General features: G+C 66.6%; 21 protein-coding genes. 15 read left to right on the forward strand and 6 right to left on the reverse strand.

All coding sequences use genetic code 11. The annotated features are described in order from the left end of the window. The first annotated feature begins 453 nt into the window (after positions 1-453). The 5 genes from glyA to ribBA all read left to right on the forward strand — a co-directional run bounded on the left by glyA (position 454) and on the right by ribBA (position 5,419). On the forward strand, positions 454-1,713 hold the full coding sequence (gene glyA / locus G015_RS0107640) for a serine hydroxymethyltransferase (protein WP_018138457.1): 1,260 nt from the start codon (positions 454-456) through the stop codon (positions 1,711-1,713). A gap of 22 nt (positions 1,714-1,735) precedes the next feature. Next, a complete protein-coding gene (gene nrdR, locus G015_RS0107645; RefSeq protein ID WP_018138458.1) occupies positions 1,736-2,287 on the forward strand; it encodes a transcriptional regulator NrdR in 552 nt (183 codons plus the stop codon). Continuing rightward, on the forward strand, positions 2,287-3,462 hold the full coding sequence (gene ribD / locus G015_RS0107650; RefSeq protein WP_018138459.1) for a bifunctional diaminohydroxyphosphoribosylaminopyrimidine deaminase/5-amino-6-(5-phosphoribosylamino)uracil reductase RibD: 1,176 nt from the start codon (positions 2,287-2,289) through the stop codon (positions 3,460-3,462). Before nrdR ends, ribD begins: the two co-directional genes overlap by 1 nt. A 139-nt stretch (positions 3,463-3,601) precedes the next feature. Beyond that, entirely contained in the window at positions 3,602-4,285 is a 684-nt protein-coding gene (locus G015_RS0107655) for a riboflavin synthase (RefSeq protein WP_018138460.1), read from the forward strand. Positions 4,286-4,312: 27 nt separating this feature from the next. Then, positions 4,313-5,419 carry a bifunctional 3,4-dihydroxy-2-butanone-4-phosphate synthase/GTP cyclohydrolase II gene (gene ribBA / locus G015_RS0107660; RefSeq protein ID WP_018138461.1) on the forward strand — a complete coding sequence of 369 codons (1,107 nt, stop codon included), beginning with the start codon at positions 4,313-4,315 and terminating at the stop codon, positions 5,417-5,419. Between the two features lie 64 nt (positions 5,420-5,483). Here ribBA and G015_RS14310 read toward each other — a convergent pair whose 3' ends face one another. Continuing rightward, positions 5,484-5,648, reverse strand: coding sequence for a hypothetical protein (locus G015_RS14310; protein ID WP_018138462.1), 165 nt, complete (start codon positions 5,646-5,648; stop codon positions 5,484-5,486). Positions 5,649-5,651: 3 nt separating this feature from the next. After that, the gene (locus G015_RS0107670; protein ID WP_018138463.1) at positions 5,652-6,698 is read right to left on the reverse strand and encodes a folate-binding protein YgfZ; all 1,047 of its coding nucleotides are present in this window, start codon (positions 6,696-6,698) and stop codon (positions 5,652-5,654) included. 188 nt (positions 6,699-6,886) lie between these two features. Here G015_RS0107670 and sdhC point away from each other — a divergent pair, with 188 nt between their 5' ends. The 8 genes from sdhC (at position 6,887) to G015_RS0107710 (ending at position 12,313) form a co-directional block, all read left to right on the forward strand. After that, positions 6,887-7,267, forward strand: coding sequence for a succinate dehydrogenase, cytochrome b556 subunit (gene sdhC, locus G015_RS0107675; RefSeq protein ID WP_018138464.1), 381 nt, complete (start codon positions 6,887-6,889; stop codon positions 7,265-7,267). Then, entirely contained in the window at positions 7,264-7,602 is a 339-nt protein-coding gene (gene sdhD, locus G015_RS0107680) for a succinate dehydrogenase, hydrophobic membrane anchor protein (RefSeq protein WP_018138465.1), read from the forward strand. The genes sdhC and sdhD overlap by 4 nt, the downstream gene beginning before the upstream one ends. Continuing rightward, positions 7,599-9,374 carry a succinate dehydrogenase flavoprotein subunit gene (sdhA, locus tag G015_RS0107685; protein ID WP_018138466.1) on the forward strand — a complete coding sequence of 592 codons (1,776 nt, stop codon included), beginning with the start codon at positions 7,599-7,601 and terminating at the stop codon, positions 9,372-9,374. Before sdhD ends, sdhA begins: the two co-directional genes overlap by 4 nt. Positions 9,375-9,580: 206 nt before the next feature. Next, a complete protein-coding gene (locus tag G015_RS0107690; protein WP_018138467.1) occupies positions 9,581-10,282 on the forward strand; it encodes a succinate dehydrogenase iron-sulfur subunit in 702 nt (233 codons plus the stop codon). Beyond that, positions 10,282-10,536: a succinate dehydrogenase assembly factor 2 gene (locus G015_RS0107695; protein WP_018175480.1), complete on the forward strand. Its 255-nt coding sequence runs from the start codon at positions 10,282-10,284 to the stop codon at positions 10,534-10,536. Before G015_RS0107690 ends, G015_RS0107695 begins: the two co-directional genes overlap by 1 nt. Then, positions 10,490-11,443, forward strand: coding sequence for a NifU family protein (locus G015_RS0107700; protein WP_018875327.1), 954 nt, complete (start codon positions 10,490-10,492; stop codon positions 11,441-11,443). Before G015_RS0107695 ends, G015_RS0107700 begins: the two co-directional genes overlap by 47 nt. A 43-nt stretch (positions 11,444-11,486) precedes the next feature. Then, entirely contained in the window at positions 11,487-11,900 is a 414-nt protein-coding gene (locus G015_RS0107705) for an ATP-binding protein (protein WP_020146409.1), read from the forward strand. A gap of 77 nt (positions 11,901-11,977) precedes the next feature. After that, complete coding sequence (locus G015_RS0107710) at positions 11,978-12,313, forward strand: STAS domain-containing protein (RefSeq protein WP_018138471.1); 336 nt, start codon at positions 11,978-11,980, stop codon at positions 12,311-12,313. A gap of 45 nt (positions 12,314-12,358) precedes the next feature. Here G015_RS0107710 and G015_RS0107715 read toward each other — a convergent pair whose 3' ends face one another. Further along, positions 12,359-12,562 (reverse strand): hypothetical protein, encoded by a 204-nt coding sequence (locus tag G015_RS0107715; RefSeq protein ID WP_018138472.1) that lies wholly within the window; start codon positions 12,560-12,562, stop codon positions 12,359-12,361. A 46-nt stretch (positions 12,563-12,608) separates the two neighbouring features. Continuing rightward, positions 12,609-12,833 carry a hypothetical protein gene (locus tag G015_RS0107720; protein ID WP_018138473.1) on the reverse strand — a complete coding sequence of 75 codons (225 nt, stop codon included), beginning with the start codon at positions 12,831-12,833 and terminating at the stop codon, positions 12,609-12,611. 219 nt (positions 12,834-13,052) lie between these two features. On the opposite strand from G015_RS0107720, the gene G015_RS0107725 reads away from it, so the two are divergent. Both G015_RS0107725 and G015_RS0107730 read left to right on the forward strand, forming a co-directional pair. Next, positions 13,053-13,553 carry a DUF302 domain-containing protein gene (locus G015_RS0107725; RefSeq protein ID WP_018138474.1) on the forward strand — a complete coding sequence of 167 codons (501 nt, stop codon included), beginning with the start codon at positions 13,053-13,055 and terminating at the stop codon, positions 13,551-13,553. A 234-nt stretch (positions 13,554-13,787) separates the two neighbouring features. Then, positions 13,788-17,123: a GGDEF domain-containing phosphodiesterase gene (locus G015_RS0107730; protein WP_018138475.1), complete on the forward strand. Its 3,336-nt coding sequence runs from the start codon at positions 13,788-13,790 to the stop codon at positions 17,121-17,123. On the opposite strand, the gene G015_RS0107735 is transcribed toward G015_RS0107730, so the two are convergent. Continuing rightward, positions 17,120-17,497, reverse strand: coding sequence for a winged helix-turn-helix domain-containing protein (locus G015_RS0107735; RefSeq protein WP_020146410.1), 378 nt, complete (start codon positions 17,495-17,497; stop codon positions 17,120-17,122). The two genes, G015_RS0107730 and G015_RS0107735, sit on opposite strands and share 4 nt — an antisense overlap. A 179-nt stretch (positions 17,498-17,676) precedes the next feature. Beyond that, on the reverse strand, positions 17,677-19,635 hold the full coding sequence (gene acs, locus G015_RS0107740) for an acetate--CoA ligase (protein ID WP_020146411.1): 1,959 nt from the start codon (positions 19,633-19,635) through the stop codon (positions 17,677-17,679). Between the last annotated feature and the right edge of the window lie 72 nt (positions 19,636-19,707).

Raw genomic sequence — 19,707 nt, forward strand, 5'->3', positions numbered from 1 at the left:
CATTCGAAAAAACAGACCGATAGGAGGATGCGCCTTTTGCCGGATGGCAGCGGGACTGGATGGGCGTAAAAAAGTGTGACACCGACGACTACGCCGTTCGGGTGAGTGGCGCCCGGCGGGTACATTCTCAGTGCCGCGAGAGGGGTTTACCCGGCCAGGATTGGGTGTAAAGAAACGGGACACCAGGCCGTGCGCGCCGGAGGCCATGGCTACCCTGTCGAGCTTGCCCGGCAGCGCGCAATAGGCCGTATGTAGCTGAAAATACGGAAGGCTTTGGATTCTTGCGTTGTGCGCTACCTGGACGGTGGTCTGGCCATGGCGTGGCGGCCACCTGAAAAAAAGCCCCGCATCCCCTATCATTACGCGTCTTTGTTTCCCCCTTCCCAGGCCTGCGCCGGTGAGTCGGCGCGCCGGGAAACCGAATCCACGAAAGTAATGAAACGGGAGATCCGAATGTTTTCGATCGACATGAGTATCCACGGCTACGACGACGAACTCTGGGGCGCCATCAGCAAGGAGGCGCAGCGCCAGGAAGAGCATATCGAGCTGATCGCCTCCGAGAACTACACCAGCCCGCGCGTGATGGAGGCCCAGGGCTCCGTGCTGACCAACAAGTACGCCGAGGGCTATCCGGGCAAGCGCTACTACGGTGGCTGCGAGTATGTGGATATCGTCGAGCAGCTCGCGATCGATCGCCTCAAGCAGCTCTACGGCGCCGACTACGCGAACGTGCAGCCGCATTCCGGCTCGCAGGCCAACGCGGCCGTGTACATGGCCCTGCTGCAGCCGCATGACACCGTGCTGGGCATGAGCCTGGACGCCGGCGGTCACCTGACCCACGGCGCCAAGCCGAACTTCTCCGGCAAGATCTACAACGCGGTGCAGTACGGCATCACCGACGAGGGTCTGATCGACTACGACGAGGTCCAGCGCCTGGCCACCGAGCACCAGCCGAAGATGATCGTCGCCGGCTTCTCCGCCTACTCGCGCGTGGTCGACTGGAAGCGCTTCCGCGAGATCGCCGATTCCGTGGGCGCCTACCTGATGGTGGACATGGCCCACGTCTCCGGCCTGATCGCCGCCGGCGAATACCCGAACCCGATCGACCACGCCCACGTGGTCACTTCCACCACGCACAAGTCCCTGCGCGGGCCGCGTGGCGGCTTCATCATCACCAAGGGCCAGCCGGAGCTGAACAAGAAGTTCCAGTCGCTGATCTTCCCGGGTACCCAGGGCGGCCCGCTGATGCACGTGATCGCCGGCAAGGCGGTGGCCTTCAAGGAGGCCCTGGAGCCGGAATTCAAGACCTATCAGAAGCAGGTGATCGCCAACGCCCGCGCGATGGCCGAGGTCCTGGTCGAGCGTGGCTACGACATCGTCTCCGGCGGGACCGACAATCACCTGTTCCTGCTGAGCCTGGTGTCCAAGGGCATGACCGGCAAGGCCGCGGACGCCGCGCTGGGTCGCGCCAACATCACGGTCAACAAGAACGCCGTGCCCAACGATCCGGAATCCCCATTCGTGACCTCCGGCATCCGCATCGGCACCGCCGCTCTGACCACGCGTGGCTTCACCGAAGCGGAGTCGCGCGAGCTGGCCGGCTGGATCGCCGACGTGCTGGACGACCACGAGAACGAGCAGGTGATCGACGCGACCCGCGACAAGGTCGTCGAGATCTGCCGCCGCTTCCCGGTCTACGGCGCCCCCGAATAACGCGGCGTAGCGGTGGCCCGCCATGCGCTGCCCGGCCTGTGGCGCTCAGGACACCCGCGTGGTCGACTCGCGGGTGGCCGGTCCGGAGCAGGAGCAGATCCGGCGTCGGCGCGAGTGCCGCGAGTGCCGGGCGCGCTTCACCACCTTCGAGCGGGCGGAGTTCAGCCTGCCGCGGGTGGTCAAGCGCTCCGGCGAGCGCGTTGCCTTCGACGAAGACAAGTTGCGCAGTGGTCTGCGTCGGGCGTTGCACAAGCGCCCGGTGAAGACCGAGGATGTCGAGCGCGTGATCGACGACATCAAGCGCCAGCTCGCGTCCCTGGCGGCCCCCGAGGTCAAGTCCGACCGTATTGGCGAAATGGTCCTGGCAGCCTTGCATGCCCTGGACCATGTGGCCTATATCCGTTTTGCCTCCATCTATCTGAGCTTTGCCAGTGTGCAGTCCTTCCGCGAGGCCATCGAGCGGCTCGAGGATGACCTGACGCCGGAGATGCGCCGTTCACAGCTGCGCCTGATCGATGAGGGACTCGCCGACACGGATGCCGCCGCACCGGGGGATTCGCAGGAGGGCAGTTGATGGCACAGCCGGGACACGAACAGGCGGTGGAGGATCGGCGTCACATGGCGCGGGCGCTGGAGCTGGCCGACTATGGCCGCTTCAGTGCCGATCCCAATCCTCGGGTGGGCTGTGTGCTGGTGCGCGATGGCGAGGTCGTCGGAGAGGGGCTGCACTGGTGTGCCGGCGAGCCGCACGCCGAGGTGAACGCCCTGCACGCGGCCGGCGAAGCCGCGCGCGGGGCCACTGTCTACGTGACGCTCGAGCCGTGCAGTCACCACGGTCGCACTCCTCCCTGTACCGAGGCGCTGATCCAGGCCGGCGTGGCCCGGGCCGTGATTGCGATGCAGGACCCGAACCCGCGGGTCTGTGGTGGCGGCATGGAGGCGCTGCGCGCGGCCGGGATCGAGGTCGAAACCGGCGTACTCGAGGCCGAGGCCCGGGCACTGAACCCGGGCTTTGTCCAGCGCATGGAGCAAGGACGTCCCTGGGTCCGGATCAAGCTCGCGGCGAGCCTGGACGGGCGCACGGCGATGGCCTCGGGCGAGTCCCGCTGGATTACCGGCGAGGCCGCGCGTCGCGACGTACAGCTGTGGCGGGCGCGCGCCGGGGCGATTCTGACCGGCAGCGGTACCGTGGTGGCCGACGACCCGCGCCTGACCGTGCGCATGAAACCGCATCAGCTGGCTGCCCAGGCCGGTTTTCCTGATGACCCGCACTACTCGGATCTGCCCACCCGGCAGCCGCTCAGGGTGATCCTGGATGCCCGGCTGCGCACGCCCCCCGGCGCCCAGATCCTGAAGAGCGGGCCTGTGTGGGTCCTGACCGGGCCGGATGCCGCGCGTTCGCCGGTCGCGGATACGTTGCGCGGGCATGGCGCGGATGTGCGGCCGATCGCGCTGGCCAGCGACTCGCCCGAGGGCGGACTGGACCTCGGCGAGGTGCTGGTGGAGCTGGCACGCGCCGAGGTAAACGAACTGCATGTCGAGTCCGGCCCCGGTCTGGCCGGCGCCCTGGCCCGCGGGGGCTGGGTGGACGAGTGGCTGTTGTACCAGGCGCCGTTGCTGCTGGGCTCGAGTGCCCGTCCGCTGGTGGAGTGGCCGCTGGCGCGCATGGACGAACGCGCGGAGCTGGAGATCCTCGAGAGCCGCTGGGTCGGTGACAGCCTGCGCCTGCGAGCCCGTCCGCGCTCCTGATGGTCCGATCGTCCTGCGCCTTGTCGGGGTGCTAAATCCATACGTCCTCCATCGTGTGGTGCGAACGCCTTCGCGTTTCCCTAAGATGGGCGGCTCGCGGCGTCCCTTCCCGGGGCGGCCTGAAACCGATACAAGGCCCATGTTCACCGGAATCATCGAGACCCTTGGCAGCCTGGATCGCCTGACGCCCAGCGGCGGCGACGTGCGCCTGCATGTGAATGCACCTGGGATGGACCTGTCGGACACGCGCCTGGGCGACTCCATCGCGGTCAACGGCGTGTGTCTGACCGTGACCGACCTGACGGGCGCGGGCTTCGCCGCCGATGTCTCGCGCGAGTCCCTGAACGTGACCACGCTGGGCGGGCTGGGGCCGGGCGACCGGGCCAACCTGGAGCGGGCCCTGGCGCTGGGCGACCGCCTCGGGGGCCACATGGTCTCGGGCCACGTCGATGGCGTCGGCGAGGTGGTCGCGATGGAGCCGGACGCACGCTCGACCCGCGTGCGCTTTCGCGCCCCCGCCGCGCTGGCGCGCTACATCGCCGCGAAAGGCTCGATCACCATCGATGGCACCAGTCTGACCGTGAACCGCGTCGACGGGGCCGAGTTCGAGGTCAACATCATCCCCCACACCTGGTCGCTGACCCGCTTCTCTGTCTACGCGGTGGGCACGCCGGTGAACCTGGAGGTGGACCTGATCGCGCGCTACCTCGAGCGCCTGATGCTGGGCGAGCGCGCGGCGGAGCCGGGCGTGGGCGCGGGTGATCTGTCCGAGGCCTGGCTGGCCGAACAGGGCTTCCCCAATCATTCCGGGTCGCGCGACTGAGCGCACGGCCCCCGACCGAAGGCACGCATGGAATTTTCCAATACCGAAACCATCCTCGAGGAACTGCAGGCCGGGCGCATGGTGGTCATCGTCGACGACGAGGACCGCGAGAACGAGGGCGATCTGCTGATGCTCGCCTCGCATGTGCGCCCCGAGGACATCAACTTCATGGCCAAGTACGGCCGCGGGCTGATCTGCCTGACGCTGACCCGCGAGCGCTGCAAGCAGCTCGCGCTGCCGCTGATGGTGACCGACACCAACGATGTGCACGGCACCAACTTCACGCTGTCCATCGAGGCCGCCGAGGGCGTGACTACGGGTATTTCCGCCTATGACCGCGCGCACACCATCCGCACGGCCGTGGCGCCCAACGCGCAGCCGGGTGACATCGTCCAGCCGGGACATGTCTTTCCGCTGATGGCGCAGCCGGGCGGGGTGATCGTGCGCGCCGGCCATACCGAGGCCGGTTGCGACCTCGCGCGCCTGGCCGGGGCCGAGCCGGCCGCGGTGATCGTGGAGATCCTCAACGAGGACGGTACGATGGCGCGGCGCCCGGACCTCGAGCGCTTCTGTGCCGAACACGACCTGAAGATGGGCACGATCGAGGACCTGATCCGCTACCGCATCGAGAACGAGAAGACCGTTCAGCGCGTCTCGGAGCGCCCGTTCCCGACCGCGCACGGCGAATTCCGCCTGCTGTCATTCCAGGACGAGGTCGACCACCAGCTACACTTTGCGCTGGTGCGCGGCGAGCCGAAGCCGGAGCAGGGCACCCTGGTGCGCGTGCACCTGGAAAACACGCTGCATGACACCCTGGGCTATGCCGGCCCGGATCGTGGCTGGCCGCTGGACGACGCTCTGCGCCGCATCGACGAGGCGGGCGAGGGCGTCGTGGTGGTGCTGCGCAAGCACGAGAGCGCCGAGGCCCTGGCGCAGCGCCTGGAACAGCTCGGGCAGCCGCCGCAGGAGGAGCGTGGCGGGCGCGAGAATTCGGCCGAGTGGCGCATGTACGGCATCGGCGCGCAGATCCTGGCGGACTGCGGCGTGGGCCGCATGAAGCTGATGTCCGCGCCCAAGCGCTTCCATGGCCTGGGCGGTTTCGGGCTCGAGGTCGTCGACTACATTCACGAATAGCCCGGGCCACGAATATCCCGGGGCCGCGAATAGCGCAGGGCGCTCCTCCTCGTGCTCGTCCGCGCTATATCACCCCGTCCAGGCGCAGGTAGCCGATCAGGAACAGCACGGCGAGGACCCCGGACAGTACGTACAGCCAATTGGACAGCGTCGGGTTGTTGGGGCGGCTGAAGAAGGCCGCCCACAGCGCGAGCAGGATCAGGACGAAGAAGAAGAACAGGAATCGCATGGCTCAGGCTCCTTCCGGTACCGCGTAGGGCAGGTCGACGACCTCCGCCCGCGGGCCATCCGGTGCCCCCCAGTGCAGCTCGCCTTCGGCGGCCGCCACCTGCACCACCGCCAGGGCCGAGTAGAGGCCGTCCGGGTGCAGTTCCGCGGCCACGATCTCGCCGTCCGACTGCTCCGGGTTGCCTCCGGCGCGAAATACCGGTGAGCCCGGCTGCGGCAGCTCCGAGGCGGGGATTGCCAGGCGGAACATGCGCCGCTTCAGCTTGCCGAGGTAGTGCATCCGGGCCACCACCTCCTGTCCCGGGTAGCAGCCCTTCTCGAAGTTGATCGCCCCCAGCGCGTGCAGGTTCAGCATCTGCGGCACGAACATCTCGCTGGTCGCCTCGACCACGGTCGGCATCCCGGCGAGGATGTCGAGCAGGGCCCACTCGCGCGGCCCCACCGGGCCCGAGCGCACGTTCAGCTTGTCCCAGGCGGTGCGCATCGGTTCGAGCTCGCCGAACAGCTCGTAACGCGGGTGCACCCCGGGCACGCGCACGATGGTCACGCCGTCTTTTTCGACCACGTCGTCCACGTTCGCGGGGCGGGCGCCCAGTGCGTTGTTCAGTTCGGTTTCGGCGTCAGGGCCGGAAAACCCGAAGTGGATGCGCGAGTCGTCGGCGCGCTCGATCACCACATGGGCCCGCAGCACGAACATCCGCAACCGCTTGGCGATGGCCTCGATGCGGTCAGCCGGCATCTCCAGGAGGTAGCTGTCCGCGGTGCGCAGCACGCGAAACACCGCGTAGGCGCGCCCTTTGGGGCTGGAGTAGCTGGAAATCTGGCTGTGGCTGGCATCGACCTGGGTGATGTCGTTGCCGAACTGGCCCTGCAGGAATTCGGTCGCGTCCTCGCCGCGGACCTCCAGCAGGCCCCGGTGGGACAGGTCGCAGATCACCTCGCCATTGATGGCCATGCGGCGTTCGCGTTCGGGGTTTCCGTAGTGCAGGAGGTCGTCGTCCTCGAACTCGGCCCCGGCGTCGATCAGGTGATTCTTCCAGTCTTCGCGCATCGAAAACTCTCCCGTGGCAGCGCGTCGTGTGTCCGTTCGGCTGGTGGCCTTGGGGACCCACGGCGGCGGATTGAGGTGGTAAGCTCAACACAGGTCGGGCGACCGGCTGAACCAAGCGGGTCGATAGTAGACGAACCTCTTGCAGGGTGTCAGCCCGACATTTTTCATCATCCGGTTTTGGGGGTGGCATGAGTTCTCCGGCACGGCCCGTTTTCCTGGATCTGCGCAAGATCCGCCTACCGCTGAATGCCGTAGTTTCCATCCTGCACCGTATTACCGGGATTCTCCTGATTCTCGCCATCCCCGTGCTGTTGTGGCTGCTGGATCGCTCGCTGGCGAGCCCGGAGGGCTTTGCGCAGGTGGCCGCGATCATCCGGCACCCGGTCGGGCTGGCGCTGCTGCTGATCGGCCTGTGGTGGCTGCTGCATCACCTGTTCGCGGGGATTCGTTATCTGCTGATGGAGTTCGGCATCGGGGAGGACCGGGCCGGCTCGCTGCGCACCGCGCGTGATGCCCTGTACGCCGCAATCTTCGCCACGCTCGCCGTCTGGCTGGGGCTGATCCTGTGAGGCTGCTGTCGGGGCAGGGCGCCTGGCTGCTGCAGCGGATCACCGCGGTCTACGTGGGGCTGTTCGTGATCGCAGCCCTGGGCTATTTCCTGATCGCCCCGCCGGCCGATCACGCGGCCTGGGTGGCGGTGATCGCGCACCCGGTGGTGGCGCTGGGCAGTGCACTGTTTGTCGTGCTCCTGCTGCTGCATGCGTGGATCGGGCTGCGCGATGTCGTACTCGACTACGTGAAGCCGCTGGCGCTGCGCCTGACCGTACTGACCCTCGGCGCGGGCGCGCTCATTCTTCTGGGCCTGTGGGCCCTCTACCTCCTGATTCGAACGGGGCTTGCATGAATCTGACCCGGCGCAAATTCGACGCGCTGATCATCGGCGCCGGTGGCGCGGGCCTGCGCGCCGCGCTGCAGCTGTCCAACGGCGATGCCAAGGTCGCGGTGGTCTCCAAGGTGTTTCCCACGCGTTCGCACACGGTCGCCGCGCAGGGCGGGGTAAACGCCGCGCTGGCCAACGTGCTGCCGGACTCCTGGCACTGGCACATGTTCGACACCGTGAAGGGCTCGGACTACCTGGGCGACCAGGATGCGATCGAGTACATGTGCCGCGCGGCGCCCAAGGTGGTCTACGAGCTGGACCACTTCGGCGTGCCGTTCTCGCGTCTGGACAACGGCAACATCTACCAGCGCGCCTTCGGCGGGCAGAGCCAGAACTTCGGTCAGGACCAGGCGGCGCGTACCTGTGCGGCGGCCGACCGTACCGGGCACGCGATTCTGCACTCGCTGTACCAGCAGAACCTGCGCGCACGCACGCACTTTTTTGACGAGTACTTCGCGGTGGACCTGCTGCGCGACGAGCAGGGCTTCGTGCTCGGTGTGCTGGCCTTCGAGATCCTGACCGGCGAGCCGATCGTGATCGAGGCCAAGACCACGCTGATCGCCACCGGCGGGGCGGGGCAGCTGTTCCGCACCACCACCAACGCCCTGATCAACACCGGCGACGGCATGGCGATGGCGCTGCGCGCCGGGGTGCCGCTGGAGGACATGGAGTTCGTGCAGTTCCATCCGACCGGGATCGCCGGGCGCGGGATGCTGATTACCGAGGGCGCGCGCGGCGAGGGCGGGTTCCTGATCAACTCCGAGGGTGAGCGCTTCATGGAGCGCTATGCCCCGCGGGCGAAGGACCTGGCCTCGCGCGACGTGGTCAGCCGTTCCATCGCCACCGAGGTGCGCGAGGGCCGGGGCTGCGGGCGCAATGCCGACCATGTGCTGCTGGATCTGCGCCACCTGGGCGCGGACACGATCATGCAGCGTCTGCCGGGCATCCGCGAGACCAGCATGACCTTCCTCGGGGTGGACCCGATCGAGGCCCCGATCCCGGTGTTTCCCACCTGCCACTACAGCATGGGCGGGATCCCGACCAACCGCTTCGGCCAGGTGGTGGCGCCGGTCAAGGACACCCCGGAGGACCCGGTTCCGGGGCTGTACGCGGCCGGCGAGGCCGCCTGTGTCTCGGTGCACGGGGCCAACCGCCTGGGCGGCAACTCGCTGCTGGATATCCTCGTATTCGGGCGTGCGGCGGCCAATCACATCCTCGAGTACCTGGGCGAGAACCGCTATCACCGGCCGCTGGACGAGACGGCGGTGGAGCAGGCGATGGCGCGGCTCACGCGCTGGGACCGCAAGGACCCGGGCGACGGCTCCGCCGAGCAGGTCGAACCGCTCAAGCGCGAACTGCGCAAGGTGATGGAGGACCACTGCTCGGTGTTCCGCAGCGACGAGGTGATGCGCGAGGGGGTGGAGAAGGTCCGCGCGCTGCGCGAGCGCCTGAACCACGCGGTGATCGCGGACCACTCGGCCACCTTCAACACCGCGCGGGTGGAGGCGATGGAGCTGGAGAACCTGATGGACTGCGCGATCGCGACCATCCGCTCCGCGCTGGGGCGCGAGGAGAGCCGCGGGGCGCATTCGCGCATTGACTTCCCCGAGCGCGACGACCAGCACTGGCTCAAGCACAGCCTGTACTCGCTGGCCGACGACAGCCTCGACTACAAGCCGGTGCGCACCCAGCCGAACACCGTGGCCTCGTTCCCGCCGAAGGAGCGGGTGTATTGACGGCCGGTGCTGCTTGCAGGGAAGCCTCGCAGGATGCGATGAGCTTAGCGAATCGCATCAACAGGCGCCTGATCGGACCACGTTCGGTGCATTTCGCAGGGATTGACACATCCTGCGCACTACGGACCGTATGAGATCAGGAGGCGGCGATTTCAGGGGACTGGATCGCAATAGACAACCTGTAGCAACGCTGACAGGAGAGACGATTGGAATTCTCGATCTACCGCTTCAACCCGGAGACGGACACGCTGCCGAAGATGCAGCGCTTCACCCTGCCCGACGACCAGATCGAGCCGGGGATGATGTTGCTGGATGCCCTGCTGTTGCTGAAGGAGCAGGATGACTCGCTGGGCTTTCGCCGCTCCTGCCAGCACGGGGTCTGCGGCTCCGACGGCATGAACATTAACGGCATGAACGGCCTGGCCTGCATCACGCCACTGGCGGATCTGGAGGGGCCGGTCACGCTGCGTCCGTTCCCGGGGATGCCGGTGATCCGCGACCTGATCGTGGACATGGGCAACTTCTGGGAGCAGTACCGAAGAGCCGAGCCCTGGCTGGTCAACGACAGCCCGGAGCCCGAAGTCGAGCGCAAGCAGAGCCCGGAGGATCGTGACCAGCTGGACGGCCTGTACGAGTGCATCCTGTGCGGCTGCTGTTCCGCCGCCTGCCCGTCGTACTGGTGGAACCCGGACAAGTTCCTCGGCCCGGCCGCACTGCTGCAGGCCGCGCGCTTCATCCAGGACAGCCGCGACGAGGCCACCGATCACCGCCTGGCTGAGTTGGACGATGCCTGGAAGCTCTACCGCTGCCACACCATCATGAACTGCACGCAGGTCTGCCCGAAGGGCCTGAACCCGAGCCGGGCGATCGGCGATATCCGCCGCACCATGCTCAAGAAGTCGCTGTGATGGAACCCGACAGCCGCACCCGCTGGCGTTGCCGCCGCGGCATGCTGGAGAACGACTGGCTGCTCGGGCAGTTTCTCGCGCAGGGATATGCGCAACTGGACCAGGAGGGTCGCGATGCCTTCGAGCGCCTGCTCGACTACCCCGACAATGTGCTACTGGATGTGGTCATGGGTCGCCAGACCACGGTGGATGACGGGATAGCGCGGCTTGTCCCGGCGATCCGCGCCGCCGCTGCGGCTGAGACTGCACCCTGACCCCGTCCTGCCGCGGCTCGCGCAGGCCGGGCAAATCCTGCTGGTCCTCGCCGTCTCCGGTTTTGTGCTGGTCTACAGCCCGTTGTGGATGCTGCTGCCCGTCTGGGGCCTGGCGGCCGTCGGCTGGTGGTGGCAGCGTCGCGATGCGGCACCGGACTGGGCCTGGCTGGGGCAGACGCCGGAGGGGGATACCTGGGTCGCGACCCGCGAGGGCCTTCGCCAGGAACAGGTAACCTGGGTGGAGTTGTTGCCCGACAGCCGGGTCCTGGCCGGGATGGTCCTGCTGGTGCTGCGCGAACGGGACGGGGGGCGCCTGTGGCGGCTCTGGCTGCATGCCGCGCGCATGGATCCTGATGACCTGCGCCGGCTGCGGGTCCGCCTGCGCTGGCCGCCAGTCGCAACACCGGAATCCGGTTGGCGCGTGCGGCTTCGGGCCGGGTGGGCATGGGGCGTTGCTATACTGGCGCGAATGCGATCATGCGGAGGACCGACCATGGCGGGACCCGACAAGGCACAGGTGATGGTGGACGTCTCCCACCTGCTGAACGACGACCCGGATCATGTGTACAGTGAGGACGAACTGGACGCGATCGAGGAGCTTGATCCGGAACTGGCCCTGCGCCTGGACCGGGCACAGACCTTCGCCGAGCGCGAGGCGTCCGATGTCCCGGCGGACGGGCCGATCGACGAAGATGCGGTGCGCGCGGCGATCGAGGAGGCGCGGCGCATCCTGATGCAGGACGGCGGCGATATCGAGTTCGTGGAGCTCGACGGGCGCACCGTACGGGTGCGCTTGAAGGGGGCCTGCGTGGGGTGTCCGCGTTCGACGCTGGATCTGAAGAACGTGGTCGAGCGCCTGGTGCGCTCGCGCGCGCCGGGGGTTGCCAGCGTCGCGAATACCTTTTGACTCGACGGGCGTTCGCTCGTCGAGCGCCGGCAGGGAGTGCATGATGCAGCGGGCGTTCCGGATCCAGACTGAACTGCGGGAGATCCCGCGCCTGGCCGAGCAGGTGGAGGCCTTCTGCGAGGAGGCCGGCGTCTCGATGTCCTCGGTCTACCCGATTAATCTGGTGCTGGACGAGTGGCTGACCAATCTAATCACCTACGCCTTCGATGATGGCGCGGAGCACACCATCGAGGTGGAGCTGCGCAAGGCGGATGACGGGTTGACGATTACGGTCACCGACGACGGCAAGGCCTTCAATCCGCTGACCGATGCCCCCGAGGCCCAGCTCGACGGTGATATCGAGTCGCGTCAGGTCGGCGGGTTGGGGATTCATTTCATGAAGACGCTGATGGACGAGATCGACTACCGATCCGCCGATGGCGTCAATCGTCTGACCCTGCGCAAGCAACCGGTCTGATTCCGGTCGCGTCCGCGCGGTGTAGCGCGTGTGGGCGGGGCCGCTATTCAACGCAAACGAAAAGGCAAGGCGCACCGATGCAAGTCAACGAAGAGACGATCGACGGCGTGCTGGTCGTCAGTCCGACCGGCCGTCTGGACAGCAATACCTCGCCCGAATTCGAGGCCCATCTGTTCCAGCGGATGGAAGATCACCCGTCGCTGGTCATCCGCTTTGGCGACGTCGACTACATCTCCAGCGCGGGCCTTCGCGTGATGCTGATGACCGCGAAGAAGGTCAAGCAGAACGGTGGAAGACTGGTGCTGTGCGAGATCGGGGATCCGATTCGCGAGGTGTTCGAGATCAGCGGGTTCCTGACCATCCTCGAGGTATGTGACGATCCCCTGGGGGCCGTGGAACAGGTCAACGCCTGATGGGAAAACCCGGCCCGCTCGCGGGCCGGGTGGCAGATCGGATCATTAATCCGCCGGGGGCATGTACTCGTGCCGGATGTGATCGGGCTGCGCGGGCAGCTGGATCCCGGCCTCTTCGAGGGCTTCGGTCAGTTCCTCGCATTCGTCCAGTTCATCGGCGCGCTTTTTCAGCGTGGCCAGGGCATCGGAGGCCTCCGCCTCCGGCATCGTGATCAGCAGTTCGCCGTTCTCGGCCTTTTCCAGGTGCATAACGTCCTCCTCGCGGGGTCCGTGTGTATATACGAGCGGGCTCGCGTCAGTCCTCGATCGATGGCTGCTTGGGTGCGTGCTCGTCGAAGGCATGTGGCGGCTGGCGGAATTCGTTCCCCAGCTCGTAGACGCCCTGCTGCAGTACGGAGCCGAGCGCGCGCGCCCCGTTGCTGATCTCGCCCTCAAGCTCGGTGATGTTCTCCGCGATGCTCTCGGCGGTCTTCTTGTCGATCTTCAGGGTTAGGGTCCCGTCCTTCAGTGTGGCCTCCATGTCGTGCTCCTTGTCGTCTGGCTTCGTGGGTCGCGTCCGCATTGCCCGCAGGGGCTGGAGCGCGTCTGAATCGCATTCCGTTGATCTGGGTCAATACCTTCCCGCGCCGGTGCCCGAATAATGGCCCCGCAGCCTCCGGGAACTCTCCGGGCGGCCTCTAATCACAAGTTTGTGCCGATTCACGCCAGGAGAATTGCAATGACCAGAACGCTTACAAAGATGACATCACGCGCCGGTGCCCGGTTCCTGCCGATTTTCGCGATGCTGTTCGCGGGTCTGCTGCTCGCCGGTGCCGCCCAGGCCGGCAGCCATGGCGGCGAGCAGCCGGACATGGTCAAGGTCACGCCCAGCCCGATGTCCTTCCCGGACACGGTCGAGGCCTTCGAGGCCCAGGTGAAAGACGCCGGCTGGAGCGTGCTGAACAAGAACTACATGTCCGGTGTGCTCTCGCAGCGTGGTTTCACACTGGATCCGGTAGTCATCATCGACGTCTGCAGCGGGGAGTACAGCGCCCGCATTCTCGAGGAAGACGCGTTTCGGCCGGTCTCGGCCTTCATGCCCTGCCGCGTCAGCATCTACCAGGACAGCCAGGGGGATGTCTTTATCTCGCGGATGAACGTCCCGGCCTTCCTGCCGATGATGCCGGACGAGATTGCGGAAGTGATGGAACTCTCCAGCAACGAGATCGAGGCCATCATCGAGCAGACTGTAGCGGAATAATCCGCCTCCAACTCGACCCGCGGACCCGGAATTCGGGGGCGCGGTTGATGAAGCAGCGAATGGGGCACGTCCGGGACGTGCCCCATTCGCTTTTGTGGGCATAATGCGCGAGCGGCATATCGCTTACCGATTATGTCGCCTGTCCGGAGTGCGGCATGGATCGACCATTGGGAGCGGCATGCGAGTGAGCAGGGTGGGGCCGGACGAAAGCTGGCGCAGGTCACGCGGTACGGCGTGGACGGGCGGTTGCGCGTGAATGAACGCGTACACAGCCCCCTGCGCCCTGCAGCCTGGATTGCCGGTACCTACACGGTACTGGGTCTGCTGTGGATTGCATTGTCTGATGCGGTGGTGGCCTGGTGGTCGGGTGGGCAGGTCGGCGACGCGCTGACAGTAGCGAATCTCGGGAAGGGCTTCGGGTTCGTGATCGTCTCGGGTATGGCCCTGTTGCTGGCCATCCGCTGGGTCCTGGCGCGCCCTCCGGAGGGGGGGGCAGTCACCAGCCCGCTGCGCCCCGGGGGTTTCGGCTACGGGCCCTGGCTATTGCTCGTGCTGGTCGTGATTGTCTCGATCATCGGGGCCACCCTGGTGACCTACCATGTGCAGTACGCCTCGGCCCAGCGGCAGGCGCAAGAGGAGTTGCACCGCTCTGCCTTCCTGAAAGCCGGGCTGCTGGATCGCTGGCTGGCCGAGCGCGAAGGCGATGCGATGGTACTCGCCGAGGCGCGGGACTTCTCCGTCTTTGCACGAACCGCGGTCGAGATGCAGTCGGCGCTGGCGTTGGAACAGGTCCGTCACCGCCTGGAACTGATGCACGAGCGCTACGACTATGACGCCATCACGCTGATTGACCGCGACTGGCGCCCGATTGTCGAGGTGGGGCACAACTCGCTGGACCATGCCGCGGTGGACAAGGCGGTGACGGAGGCCCTGGTCAGCGGCGAGGTGAGCACCCCCCATCTGCATGCGAATGCCCGGGGCGAGGCCCGTATCAGCTGGGCGGTTCCCGTCGAGGACCGCGTGGACCCGGAGGGCGAGGCGGTTGCCGTAGTCGTGTTGTCCTCCGGTATCGAGACGCTGCGGGCGCTCCTGACCGTGGGCGAGGAAGCGGGCACCGTGGACCCGCATGTAGTGGCTCGGGAGGACGCACGCTGGGCTACGATCGCGCGGATCGAGGCAGGGGGCGGACGAATTATCGACCCGCCCGAGGCCTTTGCGCGCTTGCGCAGTGAGCTGCTCGATCAGGAACGAGACGGTGTGCGCGTGGCGTTGTTCGATGACGCCGATGGTGGTTTTCTGGCGGGCGTACAGCCACTGTCGGCGCCGGGATGGGACCTGATCCTCAAGCGAGATGTCGCACCCCTGGCGATCGTTCCGCGCCAGCAGGCGATCTGGATGGGGGCGGCCACACTCTTTGTATGGTTGGTCGTGCTGGCAGGGGGCGGTCTGCTTTGGCGTCAGCAATGGCTGCGCCATCACTTGCAGCTGATGCATTCGCATGCCGAGCAGGACCGTCTGCTGCGGTTGTACTTCGACATGCCGTTTCTGGGCATGGCGATCTCGTATCCGGGCGGCAGGGGCTGGGAGCGGGTCAACCCGTTCCTGGCACAGATGCTGGGCTACTCGCCAGAGGAACTGGTGCGGACCGACTGGGATCGGCTGGCGGTGCCCGAGGATCGCGGCTGTGAAGCGCCGCTGGACGCGGCCATGCAGGCCGGCGAGCGGGATAGTTACAGCATCCAGAAGCGACTGCTGCGCCGGGATGGGCGCGTTCTGGTCACCGACATCGATGTGAAGTGCACGCGTACCGCCGACGGCGCCGTGGATCGCGTGGTCGCAACCATCGAGGATATCACCGAGCGGCGCGAGGAGGAGGAGCGCCGACGGCTGGCCTCGGTGGTATTCGAGAACACCCGCGAGGGCGTGGTGATTACCGACGCCACCGCCCATATCCTGTCGGTCAATGGCGCATTCACCGAGTTGATGGGATATACCCAGGACGAGGTAGTGGGGCGCACGCCCAAGATGTTCCAGTCGGGTCGCCACGACCAGGCCTTCTACGCCAACATGCGGCGTCAGATCGAGACCGAAGGGCACTGGCAGGGCGAGATCTGGAACCGGCGCAAGACCGGCGAGATCTTCCCCGAGCTGCAAAGCATCACGGCAGTGCGCGATGACCAGGGTCGCCTGACACACTATGTCTCCGTGTTCGCGGATATCTCCCGCCTCAAGGCCTCGGAGGCCGAGCTCGACTTTCTCGCGCACCACGACCCCCTGACGGAACTGCCCAACCGCCGGTTGCTACGTGCTCGACTGGCACAGGCGATCGGGCTGATGCGGCGGCGTAATGGTCTGCTGGCGGTACTGATTATCGACGTTGACCGTTTTAAGGACATCAACGACTCAAGAGGGCATGCCGCGGGTGATCGCCTGCTGAAGATTGTCGCCGATCGTCTCCAGGCGGGGCGGCGGGGGACCGACACGGTCGCCCGCCTGGCCAGCGACGAGTTTGCCGTGCTGGCGGACAACCTGGCCCATGTGGATGATGCGGCACTGGTCGCTGAAGACATCCTTCGCGAAGTGGGGCGTCCGGCGGATATCGGTGATGGCGTCGAGATCGAGATCGCGGCGACGATTGGTATCGCGGTGTTCCCGGACCACGGGGCGGATGCCGAGACCCTGTTGCAGCAGGCCGGTACGGCGCTGTCGCGTGCCAAGGAAGACGGGCGCGGCGGCTATCGCTACTACTCGGATGCCTTTACTGAAGCGGCCCGCGAGCGCATCGACCTGAATGCGCGGCTGCGGCGCGCGATCGAGCAGGACAGCCTTGAGGTTCACTACCAGCCGCAGTATCGCGTCAGTGATGGTGTGCTGATCGGGGCCGAGGCCCTGCTGCGCTGGACCGATCCCGAACTGGGGCCCGTATCGCCCGGACGCTTCATTCCGGTGGCGGAGCAGACTGGCCTGATCGTGGAGCTGGGCGACTGGGTGCTGCGGCGCGTGCTGGCGCAGGGGCAGGCCTGGCGCGATGCCGGCTATCCGGCTGTACGCCTGGCGGTGAATGTCTCCGCACTCCAGTTTCAGCGGGTGGCGATCGACCAGCAGGTGGCCGATCTGCTGGAGGGGCATGGTTATCCGGCCAAGTATCTGGAGCTGGAGATTACGGAATCGGCACTGATGTTCGACCCCGAACGCGCCCGGCGTATCCTCCAGCGGCTGCGCGAGCGGGGCGTGAGCTTCGCGGTGGACGATTTCGGGACTGGGTATTCGTCCATGGCCCAGCTCAAGCGCTTCCCGGTCGATACGCTGAAGGTCGACAAGAGCTTCGTGGATGGCCTGGCGGCGGGTGCGCACGATGCTGATGACCGCTCGATTGCGCGGGCGATCGTGGCGCTGGGACACGGACTGGGCCTGAGCGTGCTGGCAGAGGGGGTGGAGACGCGCGAGCAGCTCGGCGCGCTGCGCGAGCTGGGCTGCGATCACTACCAGGGCTATCTGGCCAGCCGCCCGCTACCCGCCGAGCGCTTTGCCACGTTGCTGGCCGAAGGGTTGGTGGCGGAAGAGTATTAGTCCGGGCGGGCTGGGTCGGTCAGGAATTCGCTGAAGTCGTCCAGCTCCTCGCGAATGGCCGCTGTCGCGCGGGCTTCCATCTCCCGGTAGCGCGCCAGTACCCGCTCGCCGAACTCCGTTACTTGTGCGCCGCCACCACCTGAGCCTCCCTTGGCCGTCTCGACCATGGGCTCACGGAAGCTCTGGTTCATCGTCTCGACCAGATCCCAGGCACGCCGGTACGACATGCCGACACTGCGTGCCGCGGCCGAGATGGAGCCCTTCTCGCGGATGGCCTCCAGCAGCATGGCCTTGCCCGGACCCATGGCCGTGACTTCGCCGAGCAGCACGCGCAGGCGCGGGGTTTGCGAGTGATCGGAGTGGTGTGCCGTCATGCCTTGGGTGCCCCGGGTGGAACGGATATGGTGCCCGGAATGGGTATCGCCGCCAAGGCACAAACGGTAGGAGGCCAGCCCCCTGGCCGATTGGGCGCCGGAAAGGGCCGATCGGCCAGGGGGCTGGCCTCCTACAGGGAGATCAAAGCAGGGCCGGGGCGGTGGGCCCCGGCCCTGACTCAGGCCTTGCCCTGGAGCTGCGGGATCACGGCCTCGTTTTCGAGGGTGGAGGTATCCGAGGTGATCTCTTCGCCCTTGGCGATGGAGCGCAGCAGGCGGCGCATGATCTTGCCGGAGCGGGTCTTCGGCAGGCCGTCGGCAAAGCGGATGTCGTCCGGCTTGGCGATCGGCCCGATCTGGTCGGCCACCCAGTCGCGCAGTTCCTTGACCAGCTTTTCCGCGCTGTCGCCCGTGGGACGGTCGCCGTGCATGATCACGAAGGCCACGATGGACTCGCCCTTCACGTCGTGCGGACGTCCGACCACGGCGGCCTCGGCCACGGCCTTGTGCGCGACCAGTGCGGATTCGACCTCCATGGTTCCGAGGCGATGTCCGGAGACGTTCAGCACGTCGTCGATGCGGCCCATGATCCAGAAGTTGCCTTCGGAATCGCGGCGGGCGGAGTCGCCGGCCAGGTAGTACTTGCCGCCAAATTTGGGCCAGTAGGTGTCCTTGTAGCGCTGATCGTCGCCCCAAACGGTGCGCAGCATCGAGGGCCACGGCTTCTTGATCACGAGGTAGCCACCCTGGTCGGCCGGCAGGCTGTTGCCATTCTCGTCGACGACATCGGCGTCGACGCCGGGCAGGGCCTGGGTGCAGGATCCGGGCACCAGGGTGGTAGCGCCGGGGATCGGCGCGATCATGTTGGCGCCGGTCTCGGTCTGCCACCAGGTGTCGACCACCGGGCAGCGTTCGCCGCCGATCACGCGGTAGTACCACATCCAGGCCTCCGGGTTGATCGGCTCGCCGACCGTACCCAGCAGACGCAGCTTCGAAAGGTCGTGCTGGGCAGGGAAATCGTCGCCGGCCTTCATCAGCGCGCGGATCGCCGTTGGGGCGGTGTAGAACACGGTCACGCCGTGGTCCTGGCACATCTTCCACCAGCGCCCGGCGTCGGGCACGGTCGGCACGCCCTCGTAGACGACCTGCGTCGCGCCGACCGCCAGCGGGCCGTAGGCGACGTAGGTATGGCCGGTGATCCAGCCGACATCGGCGGTGCACCAGTAGACGTCGTCGCCCTGCAGGTCGAACACCCACTGGTTGGTGATGATCGCGCCCAGCAGGTAGCCGGCACTGGAGTGCTGGATGCCCTTCGGCTTGCCGGTGGAGCCGGAGGTATAGAGCAGGAACAGGGGGTGCTCGGACTCGACCCACTCCGGCTCGCAGTCCACCGACTCGCCGTCCACGGCGTCGTCCCACCAGACGTCGCGCTCGTCCTGCATGGTCACGTCGTTGCCGGCCCGCTTGCAGACGATGACCTTCTCGACGTCGGCCGGATGGGAGTCCAGCGCCTTGTCGACGTTGGCCTTGAGTGCCACGGTCTTGCCACCGCGCACGCCACCATCCGCCGTGATGACCAGCTTTGCGCCGGAGTCGACGATGCGGTCACGCAGGGCATCGGCGGAGAAGCCCCCGAAGACCACCGAGTGGATCGCGCCGATGCGGGCGCAGGCCTGCATGGCGATCACGGCCTCGGCGTTCATCGGCATGTAGATGATCACCCGGTCGCCCTTTTCCACATCCATGGTCTTGAGCGCGTTGGCGAGCTTCCCGACCTCGTTGTAGAGGTCGCGGTAGGTCAGGTTGCGGGTCTCGCCGTTCTCCGCCTCGAAGATGATTGCGGTCTTGTCGCCGCGGACCTCCAGATGGCGGTCGATGCAGTTGTAGGACACGTTCATGCGCCCGTCGGCGAACCAGCGGTAGTGGGGGGCGTTCGAGCTGTCCAGGCCTTCGGTGAACTCGGTCTGCCAGTCGATCTTCTCGCGCGCGAGGTCGCACCAGAAGCCCTCGTAGTCGGCATCGGCCTTCTTGTACAGGGCCTCGAGATCCTCGGGCTTCAGACGGGCGTTCTTCGTGAACTCCGCCGGCGGCGCGAAGTGACGGGTCTCGTGCAGCGTGGACTCGATGGTGTCGCTCATCAGGGCCTCCGTGATTCAGTTCGGGAATCGTGATCAATTCGTGGCATTTTGGGGGCTGAGGATAGCATGCCG

The organism is Thioalkalivibrio sp. ALJ15 (assembly GCF_000383695.1).
GTDB lineage: Bacteria > Pseudomonadota > Gammaproteobacteria > Ectothiorhodospirales > Ectothiorhodospiraceae > Thioalkalivibrio.